Here is a 16282-nt window from a genome sequence, read left to right as displayed (position 1 = left end):
AAGGAGTATTTGTACTTAATAAAGACTTATTGAGGTGCAAGAAACTCTTGACCCGATGACAAAAGAGTGCAAAATAACAGCTTACATTAGGAAAAATAGCTATGGGAGGGATATGGAGAGAAGTCAAGGCAGAGGCTTCCTCTGTGGACGCGTACGCTGCAAATAAGCAAGCCACCCAGAGCGTTTCGTAGAGAAGCGTCTCGTTGTCAAAAATCGGAAATTCGGGAGATATTGATTCAAATCCCCAACCTCAGAAGGGAGTTTTTACCCTAATACGCCCTGTTGATTTGAGAAATACACCCGATACCGCTATTGTTCTTAATTACATTCAGCCAGACTTTTCAGGATTACAAGGTAGGTCAGTAAGGATCAATGTCGCAGTCTTATTTTGATACAGAGAATAACGGACACAAATCTTTTGAGTTACCGGGGGCAAGACCACACTACAATCCCGATCGCCCCGGACAAGTAGAGCATATTTTTCTAGATATTAGCTTGGATATCCCTAACCAAAGCTACCACGGCAATTGTAGTATTCGTCTGTTGCCAATACGTAATGGTATTGAGCGTTTGACTTTGGATGCTGTCAACCTGAATATCGAATCTGTTCAAGTTGACAAGGTGCCGCAAAATTTTGACTACGATGGAGAACAGCTTTCCATCCAACTTTCTGAGACGACGCAAATTGAGAAACACTTATTGATTGCGATCGCCTACTCTGTGGCAAAACCACAACGCGGTATTTACTTTATTCAACCAGATAAAAACTACCCAAACAAGCCCACCCAAGTGTGGACTCAAGGAGAAGACGAAGACTCTCGCTTCTGGTTTCCTTGCTTTGACTATCCAGGTCAACTTTCTACTTCAGAAATTCGCGTCCGCGTTCCCAAACCTCTCATTGCCATTTCCAATGGCGAACTTATTGACACCGCAGAAGATGGTAATGACAAAATCTACCATTGGTCACAGCAGCAAGTTCATCCTACCTACTTGATGACTCTGGCAGTAGGAGACTTTGCTGAAATTCAGGAGCAGTGGAAAGGTAAACCCGTCACTTACTACGTGGAAAAGGGACGGGAGGAAGATGCCAAACGCAGCATGGGCAAAACTCCCCGTATGATCGAATTTTTGAGTGAAAAGTATGGTTATCCATACCCTTTTCCGAAATACGCCCAAGTTTGTGTCGATGACTTCATCTTTGGCGGGATGGAAAATACTTCCGCAACTCTGCTCACAGATAGATGCTTGTTAGATGAACGTGCTGCTATAGATAACCGCAATACAGAAAGTTTAGTTGTTCACGAACTCGCGCACCAGTGGTTTGGTGATTTGGTGGTGATTAAGCATTGGTCTCATGCTTGGATTAAAGAAGGGATGGCTTCTTACTCTGAGGTGATGTGGACAGAACACGAATATAGTCTACAAGAAGCAGCTTACTATCGTTTATTGGAAGCTCGTCGTTACCTTAGTGAAGATAGCAGCCGCTACCGCCGTCCAATGGTAACGCACGTTTACCGGGAAGCCATTGAACTTTACGATCGCCACATCTACGAAAAAGGATCTTGTGTTTATCACATGATTCGGGCGGAATTAGGAGATGAATTGTTTTGGCAAGCAATTCAAACATTCATCCAAGATAATGCTCACAAAACCGTAGAAACAATAGACTTACTCAGGTCAATTGAAAAAGCAACCGGACGTAATCTATTGTTTCTTTTTGACCAATATGTTTATCGTGGTGGTCATCCCGATTTTAAAGTCGCTTATTCTTGGGATGGAGATGCTAACTTAGCAAAAGTTACAGTAACTCAAACCCAAGCAGCAGCAGATAAAAATGGTAGTAAGGATTTATTTGATCTGAGAATACCCATAGGTTTTGGCTATGTACAGCAGGATTCAGCTGCCAAACTCAGCACTCAGGGAGAAGTCAGAGCAGTGGAAGCTGCTGAACTGAACTTAGATAATTCAGCACTCAGGACTTTTACTGTGCGGGTGAATGAACGCGAACAAAGCTTCTACTTCCCACTAGAAAACAAACCCCAATTTATCAGTTTTGATGTTGGGAATAATTACTTAAAAACAGTATCTTTGGAGTATCCAGTACCGGAATTAAAAGCACAGTTAGCATTTGATCCCAACCCAATTTCTCGCATCTATGCAGCGGAAGCTTTAGCTAAAAAAGGTGGGTTAGAAGCAACTAAAGCATTATCTGCGTCACTGAAAAATGATCAATTCTGGGGGATGCGTGTAGAAGCAGCTAAACAACTCGCAGAAATCAAATTAGATCAAGTCTTTGATGGGTTAGTTCCTGGGTTAAAAGATAAAAATGCTATCGTGCGACGATCTGTAGTGGAAGCACTTGCTCAAATCAAAACCCCTGAAAGCTATAAAGCTATGAAAAATCTCGTACAGAAGGGCGATCCCAGCTACTATGTAGAAGCAATGGCATCTCGCAGTATTGGAGCGATGTCTGCGACGGGCTTCGCCCACGCATCTGCTAACTTAGAAGAAAAGCCCAAGGAAGATAAGGTGCTAAAGCTGCTGAAATCAGTTTTAGAAGAAAAAGCGGGTTGGAATGAAGTAGTGCGGAGTGGTGCGATCGCAGGCTTAGCTGAATTCAAAACCTCGGAAGTAGCTTTAAATCTGCTGATAGAATATACCAAACTCGGTGTACCTCAACCCTTGCGTCTAGCTGCCATTCGAGCTTTGGGAAAGATTTCTGGAGGTCAAAGTCCGGTCAATTTGCAACGGATTTTAGAAAGATTATCAGAACTTGCAAAGGAAACCTTCTTTTTAACGCAAATCGCTGTAGCCGCAGGATTAGGGCAAATGGAAACCCCCAAAGCATCGAGAATTTTGCGATCCCTAGCCGATCAAACAGCTGATGGACGTGTGCGTCGCTATGCCGAAGAAGAAATTTCTAGGGTACAAAAGAACATTGGTTCAGAACAAACGCTGCGTCAGTTGTGTGAGGAATTTGACCAACTCAAACAACAAAATCAGGAGCTTAGAAGTCGCTTAGAAAACTTAGAAGCAAAATCTAAGTAGCACGGCCACATCAGTAGATAAGTGTAATTAAAAGTAGCTATTTGGTAATTGGTAATTTTTTACCACTGTTACCAATTACTATAGTTATACTTTGCATTACAACTTCTACTATAAGTTTGCCAAAAATAATCAATCTAAAAGTTATTAACATTTACCATCTATTAAAAATTAATTTAATAAAAATTAAACTACAGATAAATACTATGCTTACTAAGATTAGTTCAGGACTTACGCAAGTGCCACAAAAATCTCAATTGTTTGTAGTGAGGACTTTAGTCCTCAAAATAAGGACTAAAGTCCTTACTACGAACTTAAAATAATATGCCAGTTGCGTAAGTCCTGTGGTTATGCTCAACACTCACTAATAGAGTTTTTGGATAGTCGAAGTTAAAAAAGATACATTTATAGTTTTTTACTTAATTCAACCCTGCTCCCCAGTCCCTTTTACGTTTTGCTTAACTTTGTGAGCGTTTGAGTTTTGCAGCTTGGGATCAGGCTAGCTGTGGGTTTGTATTTAAAAGTTATTGTGAATACAGAGAATATTTGATTTACCACCTGATATCTACCTTTAGAAATACAACAAATTGAAGAGGTAATTAGATTCTGATGTAGATACAACAAAGATTATCTCGGTCTTTATTGAACGTGAGTTCGACTCAAAGCCGAAAGGCTTTTCTGAAAAGAATTCCTAAATTCAGATCGCACATTTAGTGTCAATTAGTTAATGTATTGAGATTATTCTCAATAGTCCAACCTTGTTGACTAAAAAGTGTGTGATATCTGACCACACCACAAGCCTTTACCCTAACTAATGAGAAGCTGCTCTCAGTTGGATACTGCGTTACTCTTTCAGAGTTAAAGCAAGTATCTGTAGCATCTACGAGTTCTTCTTGAGAGTAAGGGTTCTACTTTGTAATACGCGTTTAAGCTCACGCTAAAGAAGAAGATTTTACAAAGGTTTGAAGGTTATTTTGCTTATCAAACTCACGTTGTTGACGGTAGAAATACATCTGAGTGTTTGCACGCAAGTTGTGCAGGGTTGTCTTCATGCGTAAACCGATTCTAACAATTTTTTACCAATTCAATCCTTGGAACACCAGTATTGGAGGAATTCAGACACTAATCAAGACCTTTATCAAATATGCACCCAACGAATTTGAAGTGCGGCTTGTAGGAACAGGAGACGAAAATCAACTTACTTTCAAGTGGCAAGCAGCAGAATTTGCAGGTAGAGAAATTAGCTTTCTGCCTTTATTTTCCTTGAAAAATGATAATTTTAGAAGTTTGATACCCACCACACTCAAGTATACGGCTGCCCTTTTAGGACGTTGCTTGTCCTCAGATTTTATGCATTTTCATCGGCTAGAACCAAGCTTGGCAGCGTGGAATTGGCATGGAGAAAAAACTCTGTTTATCCATAATGATATTCACACGCAGATGCAAGCTGCCGGTGAGCAAAAGGCGATTCTATGGCGAAGATTTCCCGCAGCATATTTTGCTCTTGAAAGTTTATTAGTTCGTCAATTTAGCCAAATTCTTTCATGCAATACCGATGCAGCAGAATTTTACAAACAGCGTTACCCCTCGGTGCAAGACCGTGTTGCATACATCAAAAATTCGTTTGACAACGAAATTTTCTACTCCTTGAGCCAGGCACAACGGCAAGCCTATCGGCGTCAACTGGCTCTCAAGCTGGGTCTAGACGAGGAAACACGTTTTATTCTGTTTGCAGGTCGGCTGCATCCGCAAAAAGATCCAGTGCTGCTAGTACGTGGGTTTGCTGCTTTGAATCAACCGCAGACTCATCTTTTAATAGTGGGTGATGGGGAGTTAGCGACGGAAATACGTGCGGAAATTGGTCGGTTGGGATTGTCTGGTCGGGTGACGATGTTGGGGGCAGTTGCAATAGAGGAACTGGCAAAGTTACATCGGATCAGCAATATTTTTGCTCTTAGCAGTGCTTATGAAGGTCTACCTTTGGTGGTTTTGGAAGCCTTGGCCAGTGGGACACCAGTAGTGACAACTAGATGTGGTGAAACCCCAAAATTGTTGGCTGCTGACAGTGGAGTTGTTTGTGAGCACCGTACACCAGAGTGTGTAGCAGATGCCTTACGCCAAGTAATACTGCATCCGGAAAATTACCCAAGTGCTTCCTGTATAGGAACTGCACAGCCCTATGCTGCCCGCACTATTATCCAGGGTTTTTATAGCAAAATGCTAAATCGTTGGGAGTTGGTAGGCAACTCGGCTGTTAGCTGATCACTAGACTAGATGAACCATTTTGAGAAAAGAACTGATGCCATGAAAATAGCCGTCATTGGTGCGAAAGGTTTGCCTCCTAAACAGGGAGGAATTGAGCATTATTGTGCAGAAGTGTATCCTCGCATGGTCGCGCAGGGTCATTGTGTTGATTTATTCGCCCGGTCTTCTTATACCGACTGTTCTTGGTTTGACCATTATGATTATTGGGGTGTGCGAGTCATCCCCTTACCAGATTGGCATTTGCGTGGTCTTGATGCCTTTATGACTTCAGCGCTAGGAGCGATCGCTTCTTGTGTCCAGCAATATGATATTGTTCATTTTCATGCTCTAGGGCCATCTCTATTTACTTGTTTACCCAAAATTACCACTTCTGTAAAAGTTGTAGTTAGCTGTCAGGGGTTAGACTGGCAACGCGCCAAATGGGGCAATTTTTCCAGTCACTTAATTCTGATGGGGGAAAAAGCAGCAGTACGCTTTGCCCACGGGCTAATTGTGGTATCAAAAGACCTAAAATCTTACTTTCTCCAAACCTACGGACGGGATACAGTCTACATCCCTAACGCTCCCGCCAGCTACAGTGCGTCAGACCCAAACTTCGCCTACGGTGCATCCCTTGGTTTGACAAAGGGGCGCTACATTCTCTTTTTGGGCAGACTTGTACCAGAAAAGCGTCCCGACTTGCTAATTGAAGCCTTCCGTGCTCTAAAGCCAGCTGGATGGAAACTAGTTCTAGCTGGAGGTATCAGCGATACTAAATCCTTCGCTGCAAAGCTATTAGAGAAAGTTGCCACCGATCAAAACATCTTATTCGCAGGCGAACTCCAACGTTCTCGTCTCTGGGAAATCGTTCGGGGAGCAGGGTTATTTGTCCTACCTTCTGACGTGGAAGGACTACCTTTGGCAATGTTAGAAGCGATGCGCGAAGGTATACCGGTGCTGGCCAGCAACATCCCAGCCCACCAGCAATTAATTAGTGATCGGCAAGGGATGCTTTTTACAGCAGGAAATCTAGACTCTTGTATTAGTTCCTTAGACTGGGCAATTAATCACCCGATGGAAATGGCAACAATGGCTAAGAATGCACAAAGATACGTGCAGCTTCAATATAGTTGGGATCACATTACTTCTGAAACCTTAAAACTATATACAACAATTCTGAATTCGCCTGAGCCAGTAGGTGTATCGGAGCCTAGTATTAGCAAACTTGTTGGGTTTATTGGTAAAAAATAGGTTCCAAATAGTCATTAGTCATTTGTCATTAGTCATTTGTCCAATTGTTAACTGCAACTGCAACTGCAAAGGACGATTAACCAATGCCCAATGCCCAATGCCCAATCCCCAATGCCCAATCCCCAATCCCCAATCCCCAATTCCCAATGCCCAATCCCCAATTCCCAATTCCCAATGCCCAATCCCCAATCCCCAATTCCCAATCCCCAATCCCCAATTCCCAATTCCCAATCCCCAATGACACAAAGGTATATGTAATGGAGAAAGGCTTTTCATCCTTACCAACGGTTTTGAAGCGGCGAAGTTTGCCAGCCTTGGCTACATTTGCTGCCGTAATTGGGGGTGCAGTTGTTTACCTAACTTTTGCCCCACGTATGTATCAAGCATCAGCACGACTGATGCTTGATGATAAGAGGGTAAGTGTTTCCGATTTGGGACGTGACCTCACCCAAGTGCCTGTGGGTATACCTGGTGGCCCCAGCCCATTAGCCGATCAAGCTGAATTAGCCAAATCGCAACCTGTTTTAGAGCGATCGCTAGCGAAGGTTTTTTCCGAGCCTCAAAGCCAAACCACAATCAAGCAATTCAGTCAAGATTTGCGAGTAAAAATCGTCCCAGCTACGAATATCTTGGTTTTGAGCTACCAAGCCCAAGACCCAATTATGGCTGCAAAACTCGTCAATGCTGTTTCTCAAACAATGGTTGAGGAAAGTGCAGAACAGATCCGTAAAGAAGCCGCAAGCGTACGGAATTTCTTGGCAAAAGAAGTACCAACAGCTCGACTGCGGCTGCAACAGGCAGAAGTTGTAGAAAACAGATATAGACAAGCCAGTGGGATCATCTCCTTTGACGACCAAAGCAAAAGTTTAGTCAATAGTTTAGCCAATCTGGAGGATCAGGAGCGGACTCTAGCGGGTCAACTCCAAGGGGCGCGATCGCGCGACGCATCCCTACGACAAATTACCTCCACCACAACCCTCAACAATGCTTATGCATCTGTACGCGGTGGTCAAGATGAACAACTCCAAAAGTTACGCGCCAAATTGGCAGACTTAGGAACGCAACTTATCGATGCTCGTTTGCGCTTTACAGAAAACCATCCCACTGTGATTACACTGCTTGAGAACCAGGGAGATGTCCGGGCTTTGTACACTAAAGAACTAGCTCGTCTCTCACCTGGAAATCCTGCTATTTCTCCTAGCAGAATTGCATCTGACTCCCTTAGCCAGAATCTCACTTCTGAACTGATCTCCAATGAGATTGAACGTTTGACAGTAGAGAATAAACTACGAGTTGTTCAGTCTGTGAAAGCCAACCTCCAAGCTCGCCTAGCACAACTCCCAATTCAACAGCAACCGCTAACTGTACTCACCCGCCAACGCGAAGAAGCAGCTGAATCCCTCAAGTTGTTGCAAAGTAAACTAGAAGAAGCACGTATTGCAGAAGCGCAACTGGTTGGTAACATCCGCATTATCGAAGAGGCGAAGCCAGCGACTTCTGCCACTTACCCCAAACCTCTTATTGTGCTCCTACTAGCCGCTGTATTGGCAGCTATCTTAGCCATTATCGTAGTACTGCTATTGGAGGCGATGGATAAGACACTCCATGATGCTTCAGAAGCTGAGGAACTACTGAAAACACCCTTGCTAGGAGCATTGCCCACCCTACCGGAATCAACCCTTAGCCTGCAAGCATCAGAAAATTTCTTAGATGATATTGCTTTAGTTGAACCTTACCGGATGCTGCTGAAAACCTTGGAGTTTCGCAGCTCTAAGAAGTTGCGGAGCATTGTGATTAGTAGCACTCAATCTGGCGAGGGGAAATCCGTAGTGGTTTCGCACCTAGCAGCCATCTGTGCCATGTTATCTAGGCGGACATTGATCGTGGATGCAGATTTGCACCGCCCCATGCAACACAAGCTGTTCAACTTAGCTCCCAAGCCGGGGATTATGGATGTGCTTAACGGGCATCAATCCCTACTAGATGCAGTGCAACCGATAAACGATATCAAGAATCTCTCAGTGTTAACTTGTGGTGAATTATATGGACGTCCTTCGCAGTTACTAGAGTCAGAAGCAATTAAGTCACTGATTGTAGAAGCTACTGCTAAATATGATTTTGTGATTATAGACACTTCTTCACTTAGTGTTAGCGCGGATGCTGCTACTTTAAGTCGTTATAGCGACGGTATCATGCTGGTTACACGCCCCAGTTTCACACTCAAGGAATCACTGCAAAAAGCTATATCAGAACTTACACAAAATCGTATACCGATTTTGGGAGTAGTAATCAATGGTACGACAGAGCAAATTGAAAAGTCTTATCGGTATTTCTCCCGTCCTCTCAAACGTTTAACCGCTTTGGGGAGTACTACCAATTCGTTTAACGGTTCAAGGTCTAAATGACGATGTTGACTAATCAACGCGCAAGTTCTCTAGTAACACTCTCGATTGTATTAGCAGGTCTGGGGATTGGTATATTTGCAGGCTTCCTTGCCAGTGTTCGGCCTGCTTACCTGGGTTTAGTTGCGATCGCAGTACCCTTAGTTTTCTACTTCTTTACCAAATTTGAGCAAGCGGTTATTGGTCTATTAATCGTGCGTAGCGCTCTCGATCCTTTCTCTGATCAGCAAATACCAGCGGCGTTTGCTATTGGTATTAATGTTCTAACTTTACTTTATGTGGTGGCAACATTATTGGTCGGTCGGCCAGTCCGTACTGATCGGTTCTGGTGGTTGTTTGCGGGCTGGGTAGCTCTACAGGGCTTATGGGTGATACTCATACCTCTGGGAGGACAGTGGCTTCATACTGGTGTTTGGCGAGATAGCGTACGCGAGTGGGTACGTCTTTTTTCCTGGCTGATGGTCTACTTGCTGGTGATGCAGCTCAAAGACCGAGTTCATCCGCAAAAGATAGTCTCTGCACTATTTTTTGCTCTGGTCATACCCCTAACAGCAGCAATGATGCAGACGATCCTTCCTGTTTCGCTCTTACCAGCCATACTCAGAGGAACTCAAGACCCAATTCTGGGAGAGATTTCCCGGATTAACGGTACTCTTGGTCTTTCCAATACCTTCGCCACTTTTTTGTTGCTATTCATTGGTTTGACTTATTGGAAAATAAGTCAGTCGCAGCAGCGTTGGCCTTGGCTAGTGTTACTTGGTTTACTCTGCTTTTTTTATGTGAGTACTAAAGCCCTATTTGCTTTGATGATGCTGGGCGTTTTTATTCTGGTTTTGATTGCACCAAGATTAAGCATGATTAATCTGATTGGTGGAGCATTGTTATTTGGTATAGTCATTGCTCTGTTTGCTAGTACAGAGTTTGGACAACAACGCCTTAGTTCCTTAGCTCAAACACCGCTCTTTAATCCAGATATGGATATATCACGAGCGATTCTTCTAGCACAGGGAGATTACAACAGTTTTAACTGGCGGTTATCACAGTGGACTTATCTGCTAAAGGCTTGGGAGCAGTCTCCGATCTTTGGTTATGGTCTGGCGACTAGCCGCCATTTAACTATTTACAATAACTATGCTCACAATGATTATCTGATGACTTTAGCAGAGGGTGGAGTCGTAGGTTTTTTAGTTTTTATAGCCTTTCTTGGTATTCAGGTTACACATTTGATTCACTTACTCCAGCGCACCTCCCGAAGCATGGCTCAGCAAAAGCTGTGCTGGGTATTGTTAGCTATGCTTCTGTCCATAATAGTCGGTATGATTACGGAGAATATTTGGACTCACACAACTTTCTTTTTCTATTGGTGGACTCTGTTTGCGGTTACTGCTTGGGACTGGAATCAACTAAAGCTTCTGGACAACTTTGTGGCTGAGTAAAACCTCTATAGCAATCACATACGCAAAATGACCCAGCGCTTGATTGACTCTAGCAATCATACCCAATTGACAGCACGACATCAACGACCCTATCGAGTAGTTTTGGTGCATCCGAGTGCAGGGGTTAACTGGAGTGGTGGCTCAGAAATATTTGCCATTGAACTTGCTCGTAGCCTCAACGCTGACTTTGAGGTGGAATTATTAGCAGGCGCACCCTGTAGCCCTTTTTATTATCCGGCTGGTGGCATTCCTCGCACAAAGGCGCGTCAGATTCTCAATTATTTGTCGATCGCTTCGGTAATGAGACGTTTTTCTCCTCATCCTGACATCGTTATTGAACACTTGACTAGCTTTTTGCCTTGTGCTACACGATTGCTGCAACACCCAGCTGATCTGATTTTTCCTTGCAATGATTACGGGGGCTTAGCAATGGCAGCTTTTGTCCGCGCCCTGATTGGTACGCCGATTGTTTATACCGAACATACTGGATTGCTAAATCAAGGGCGATCGCTTGCACGCAATTTGCGATTCCGCCCCGATCATCTCGTAGTTTTTTCAAAAACGATGGCTGATTTTGCCCGCACTTTACAACCTTCCCAAGCTACCAGCATTATTCTCAACGGCGTAGATACTAACCGCTTTTCACCTGAAGGAGAAAAGATGGCTTTGGGTTTAAGCAAACCTCTGGTTCTATGTGTAGCTTCTCTCAACCGTGACGGACACAAGCGAGTAGAATTAGCAATTCAGGCAGTTGCGTCCTTACCACAAGTCAGTTTTCTCATTTGTGGAGATGGCCCTGATCGAGCCTACTTTCAATCTTTAGGTGAGAAATTATTAGGAAGCGATCGCTTTGCAATCAGAACATTTCCTGCTGAGCAAATGCCCAAAGTTTATCGCAGTGCAAATGCATTCACTCTACCTTCCATTAATGAACCATGTGCGCTTTCTTATTTGGAAGCAATGGCTAGTGGTTTACCAGTAGTCGCCACAGATGATGAAATGCGTCGCCATGTTGTTGCAGATGCTGGAATTCTCTGCGATGTCACAGATATAGGTAGCTATGCTACTGCTATTGCCAAAGTCTTGAGTGGAAATTGGCAACAAAAAGCTAGACGGATTGGCTCACGTTTTAGCTGGGAGGCTGTTGCTTTGCACTACCGCGATGTCATTTTAAAGACAATTCTTCAGTCTAGAAAATCCTAGTTTGATGAGCTTGATATTATGCCAAAAGTTTCTGTGATTGTTCCCGCCTACAATGCCATGACTTATCTGCCGGAAACTTTAAAAAGTGTCTTACAGCAGACTTTTACAGATTTTGAAGTACTAATTATTGATGATGGTAGTACAGACAATATTGTGCAATGGGCAGGTGAACTAGTAGACTCGCGAGTCAAGTTGATTGTGCAACAAAATCGGGGTGCATCGGTGGCACGGAACACAGGCATTTCTCAGGCACAAGGCGAGTATATAGCGTTTTTAGATGCCGATGATCTGTGGGAGCCAACTAAGCTAGAAAAACAAGTGCATTGTCTGGAAGATAACCCAGAAATAGGCTTGGTACATACGAATATGTTGTTAATTGATTGGCAAGGCAAGTCTTCAGGCAGAGTCATGAAATCTCATGCCGAAGGTGATGCTTTAAAACAATTACTCAAGCAAAATACAATTGTTACTTCTTCGGTGATAGTCCGCAATGATTGCTTGAAAACTGTCGGCGAATTTGATCGGAACTTACGCTACTCTCAAGACTGGGATATGTGGGTTCGGATTGCTGCTCGTTACCCCTTGGCTGTAATTAAAGAACCTCTAGTTTCTTATCGACAGCATCTTAATAATGCCACGAAAAACTGGCAGATGCTGGAACAAGGTTTTGGAATGATTGAGAAATTATTCCAATCGGTTTCACAGGAGCTAATGTATTTAAAAAACCGCAGCTACGGTTATGCAAGTATCTTTTTAGCTTGGAAAGCCATACAAAATAGCGATCGCCAACAGGCAATATATTTTCGTACCCAAGCGATCGCCCATTATCCTCGGCTACGCTACTCTGGTGAGTGCATTCGTCTGAGTGTAGCAATCGCAATTATGCAATGTTTGGGAGCTGATGGTTTTAGCAGAGTGCTGGGACTGATCTACGCTGTGCGTCGGCAAATCCGATCAATTATTGCACAGTGATATCTCAAAAAACAGGCGATCGCTATATCCCACCATTTGCCATCGGCGATTAATGACACAATCACCGGAAAAATTTCCCTCGACATAGGAAGTAATTATGGGACTACGCCATCAAGCCTTAAAAGGCGGATTTATCATGCTTATCCGCCAAAGTTTGGGTATATTACTCAGCTTGGTAGGTGTGATATTAATTACTAGAGTAATTGGGCCAACTGAGTACGGATTTTTTGGAGCAAGTAGTGGTATTGTCATTTTCTTTTACCGTTTAGCTCCATCAGGTCTAGATGTTTATCTACTTCGCAAAAAGAATAATCCAGAGCAACATGAGTACAATCAAGTTTTTACTCTCTTGCTATGTATTAATATTATCTGTGTCGTCGGTCTTGTGCTGGGAAGACAGATTATCGCTCAGTTGCTGAGACTTCCAGAAGTTGCACCGCTTGTGGGAACTTTAGCTTTAACTATACCTCTGAGTACCTTAAATCTGCCTTGGGTGGTAAAGCTGGAACGTGACCTGAATTATCACCGCATAGCATATATTGAGTTACTTAGCCAGATTAGCTACTATCTCGTAGCGATACCACTAGCACTACATGGATATGGTGCTTGGTCTCCCGTTTTTGGCTTATTTACACAGCAAGGTTGCCAATTGGCACTAAATTACTTGAGCAGCAATCTCCGGCTGTGCTTATCTTGGAATCCAGCTTTAATTCGGACAATGCTTGAGTATGGACTAGGCTATGCGAGTTCGATTTGGATTTGGGAATTGCGTACGTTAGTCAACCCAGTTATTGTGGGGCGTTTCGCTGGCGCTGAAGCCGTTGCTTTTGTGGCTCTATGCATTCGCCTGGTTGAAATGCTTTCTTTTGCTAAAGCAGTAACCTGGCGACTTGCGATGGTGGCACTTCCTAGGTTAGGAGATGACAAAACTCGTATACGCAAAAGTATTCAAGAGGGAATGCGCCTGCAAGTTTTGGCAGTTGGGCTACCAATGGCGGGGTTTGCGCTAGTGGCTCCTGTAGTCTTGACGCTCGTTTTTGGGAAAAATTGGAATCCAGTTTTGCAAGTACTTCCGTTTATTTGTGTGAGCTATCTTTCCCATGCCATTTTTAACCTACATCGCTCGGTATTATATCTACAGGCTAAAAATCTTCTAGTGACTTGGTTTCATCTAGTCCATGTAGTATTGTTTGCGGGAAGTGCGTTTTTGCTAGTGCCGCGCTTGGGGATGATTGGTTATGGCTGGGCTGAAATCTGTGCATTAGCCAGCTATTTTATTCTTCACTTATACATGGCAATAGAGGTAGGGGGTCTAAATTATACTGAAGCACTTATTTGGTATATGATCTCGGTTGCGGCTCTGATTTTGAGTGCATTTAGTGGTTCAATCCGTTACCTATCTTGCTTGTTGTTACTGCTTCCATTGATATCAATTAAAGAGAGAAACAGCCTGATTGGCTATTTTAAAATATTGAAGTCTTAGAGTAGATGATAAAGGTAAATCAATCTTGAATTAGCATTCTGATTAACAACTACAGTCTTTTTGAGTGCTCTGTCTGCGATCGCTTATTCGCCGCTGCAATCTATCAATCAATAATCAAAGCCTAGTGTGTGAATCATTCCCAGTGGTGATAGTAATAGTACTATTGCCCTATGTAGCTGATGAGCAAGACGAATACTTAATTATTGCATCCTCATTACGATGCTTTTACATAGGAAAATTTTATATTTATATAAATAATAGTTAAGAAAAAATAAAATCATCAAAAACTTAGATAAGTAGTTGTAGTTTTATAAAGTATAATTAAGAAAAAGATAGACAAATCTCAGCAATTAATATAGGCAAAAATAGCCTCGAACATCATCCTCAAAGGGGTTGAGTTCTAATTGCTTGAGATGAAAGACTATTACTATCCTGCACTTGCAAACAGCTTGCTAGTCGGGAGACAAACAAACAAAAGTGTAAAATTCCCAGTCAAAGAGGCAAATAAAGGCGTGGGTCAGTATCAACCTGCTCAGCTAAAGCAATATAATCCAGACGCGATCGCTCGTTACTATCGTTACCGTCCCTGGCAAGCTTGGGGGCGAGTGCTGAGAATTATCTGGTCTTTTGCAGGATTTACATTCAGTCTCAAGTGGGACGAATGGCAAGATAAAATTGAGCAGAACAAGGGTAAACGAGCTATCCAGTTGCGAGAACTGCTCACCCGCCTCGGCCCTGCTTTTATTAAAGTTGGTCAAGCCCTCTCCACTCGCCCTGACCTGATCCGCAAAGATTTCTTAGAAGAACTGGTGAAGCTGCAAGATCAGTTACCACCTTTCGATAGTGCGATCGCCTACCAAATGATCGAAGCTGAACTAGGCCGCCCAGTTCACGAAAGTTTTAGCGAACTTTCGCCAACGCCAGTAGCGGCTGCTAGTTTGGGTCAAGTCTACCGTGGGCGTCTGGTGAGTGGCGAAGAAGTCGCAGTGAAAGTGCAACGCCCCAACTTACGCCCGACTCTCACACGCGACCTGTATCTGTTACGTTGGGCAGCAGGTTGGCTAGCTCCTTTGTTGCCTCTCAATCTCGGTCACGACCTAACTTTAATTGTGGACGAGTTTGGGACTAAATTATTTGAAGAAATAGACTATATCAATGAAGGCCGCAACGCCGAAAAATTTGCTAGTAACTTCCGCGACGATCCGCAAGTCAAAGTTCCAGCTATTTACTGGCGTTATACCAATACTCACGTTTTAACCCTGGAATGGATTAACGGCTTCAAGTTGACAGATACTCAACGTATCCGGGAAGCAGGTTTAGACCCAGAGGCGATCATCCAAATTGGCGTGACATCAGGTTTGCAACAGCTGTTGGAACACGGCTTCTTCCATGCTGACCCCCATCCCGGTAATTTGTTCGCCATACCCGATGGTCGGATGGCTTACATCGACTTCGGTATGATGGATCAATTGGAGGAAACAACCAAAGAAACGCTGGTGGATGCCTTAGTGCATCTTGTAAATAAAGACTACACAGACTTAGCCGAAGACTTTGTTAAGCTAGGCTTTCTGACTCCAGACACAAATATTTGCCCAATTGTGCCAGCATTGGAAGCAGTGCTGGGAAGTGCCATTGGCAAAAATGTCAAAGATTTTAACTTCAAAACTATTACCGATGAATTCTCGGAACTGATGTACGAATATCCTTTTCGAGTACCGGCAAAGTTTGCTTTGATTATTCGTTCATTGGTGACGCAGGAAGGTATAGCTCTGAGCCTCAACCCGGATTTTAAAATTGTTGAGGTAGGTTATCCATACATAGCACGGCGGTTGCTAACAGGGGAATCGCCCGATTTGCGGCGGCGATTACTAAATGTGTTATTCAAAAATGGTAAATTCCAGTGGCAGCGGTTAGAAAATTTGATTGCGATCGCTCGTACTGATGGTAATTTTGATGTATTGCCCACAGCACAGATGGGGTTCCAATATTTGATGTCAGATGAAGGCAAGTTTCTCAGACGACAATTTGTGCTAGCTATCACTGAAGATGACCGCCTCCACACTGAAGAAGTCCAACGTCTGTGGAACCTGGTTAAAGATGACTTACAACCGAATCGTTTATTAAATTTAGCGATCGGGCTTTTAGGTGATTTATCTAGAGAAGGCGCAGCAGCTATTTTACCAAAAGCTACTTTCCTCGTGCCTTTTGCAGAAAATCAGTCAGCAATTAAAAAGTAAAATATCAAA

The 16282-nt window shown here is 43.3% G+C and carries 10 protein-coding genes; 9 read left to right on the top strand and 1 reads right to left on the bottom strand.

Annotated features, from left to right (window positions below):
• Nucleotides 1-372 precede the first annotated feature (372 nt).
• The 3 genes from IQ246_RS07590 (at nt 373) to IQ246_RS07580 (ending at nt 6540) form a co-directional block, all read left to right on the top strand.
• Nucleotides 373-3048, top strand: a complete 2676-nt coding sequence (locus IQ246_RS07590) for a M1 family metallopeptidase (RefSeq protein ID WP_194001628.1) — start codon at nt 373-375, stop codon at nt 3046-3048.
• A gap of 1047 nt (nt 3049-4095) precedes the next feature.
• Nucleotides 4096-5307: a glycosyltransferase gene (locus tag IQ246_RS07585; RefSeq protein WP_194001626.1), complete on the top strand. Its 1212-nt coding sequence runs from the start codon at nt 4096-4098 to the stop codon at nt 5305-5307.
• A 42-nt stretch (nt 5308-5349) separates the two neighbouring features.
• Nucleotides 5350-6540: a glycosyltransferase family 4 protein gene (locus tag IQ246_RS07580; RefSeq protein ID WP_194001625.1), complete on the top strand. Its 1191-nt coding sequence runs from the start codon at nt 5350-5352 to the stop codon at nt 6538-6540.
• A gap of 18 nt (nt 6541-6558) precedes the next feature.
• Here the strand turns inward: IQ246_RS07580 and IQ246_RS07575 are convergent, their stop codons facing one another.
• Complete coding sequence (locus IQ246_RS07575; protein ID WP_244141955.1) at nt 6559-6816, bottom strand: hypothetical protein; 258 nt, start codon at nt 6814-6816, stop codon at nt 6559-6561.
• Between IQ246_RS07575 and IQ246_RS07570 the strand changes: the two genes are divergently transcribed.
• From IQ246_RS07570 to IQ246_RS07545, 6 genes are all read left to right on the top strand, one after another.
• Nucleotides 6798-8945 (top strand): polysaccharide biosynthesis tyrosine autokinase, encoded by a 2148-nt coding sequence (locus IQ246_RS07570; protein ID WP_194001623.1) that lies wholly within the window; start codon nt 6798-6800, stop codon nt 8943-8945. The genes IQ246_RS07575 and IQ246_RS07570 overlap by 19 nt on opposite strands.
• Nucleotides 8946-8947: 2 nt before the next feature.
• A complete protein-coding gene (locus IQ246_RS07565; protein WP_194001621.1) occupies nt 8948-10378 on the top strand; it encodes an O-antigen ligase in 1431 nt (476 codons plus the stop codon).
• 27 nt (nt 10379-10405) lie between these two features.
• Nucleotides 10406-11581, top strand: coding sequence for a glycosyltransferase (locus tag IQ246_RS07560; protein WP_194001619.1), 1176 nt, complete (start codon nt 10406-10408; stop codon nt 11579-11581).
• A gap of 18 nt (nt 11582-11599) precedes the next feature.
• Entirely contained in the window at nt 11600-12553 is a 954-nt protein-coding gene (locus IQ246_RS07555; protein WP_194001617.1) for a glycosyltransferase family 2 protein, read from the top strand.
• 97 nt (nt 12554-12650) lie between these two features.
• Nucleotides 12651-14036, top strand: a complete 1386-nt coding sequence (locus IQ246_RS07550) for an oligosaccharide flippase family protein (RefSeq protein ID WP_194001615.1) — start codon at nt 12651-12653, stop codon at nt 14034-14036.
• 512 nt (nt 14037-14548) lie between these two features.
• Nucleotides 14549-16273, top strand: coding sequence for an AarF/ABC1/UbiB kinase family protein (locus tag IQ246_RS07545; RefSeq protein ID WP_194001658.1), 1725 nt, complete (start codon nt 14549-14551; stop codon nt 16271-16273).
• Nucleotides 16274-16282: the final 9 nt, after the last annotated feature.

The organism is aff. Roholtiella sp. LEGE 12411 (genome assembly GCF_015206995.1).
GTDB lineage: Bacteria > Cyanobacteriota > Cyanobacteriia > Cyanobacteriales > Nostocaceae > Komarekiella.
Note: the sequence above shows the minus strand (reverse complement) of the source record. Positions and strands in the feature narration are given on the sequence as shown.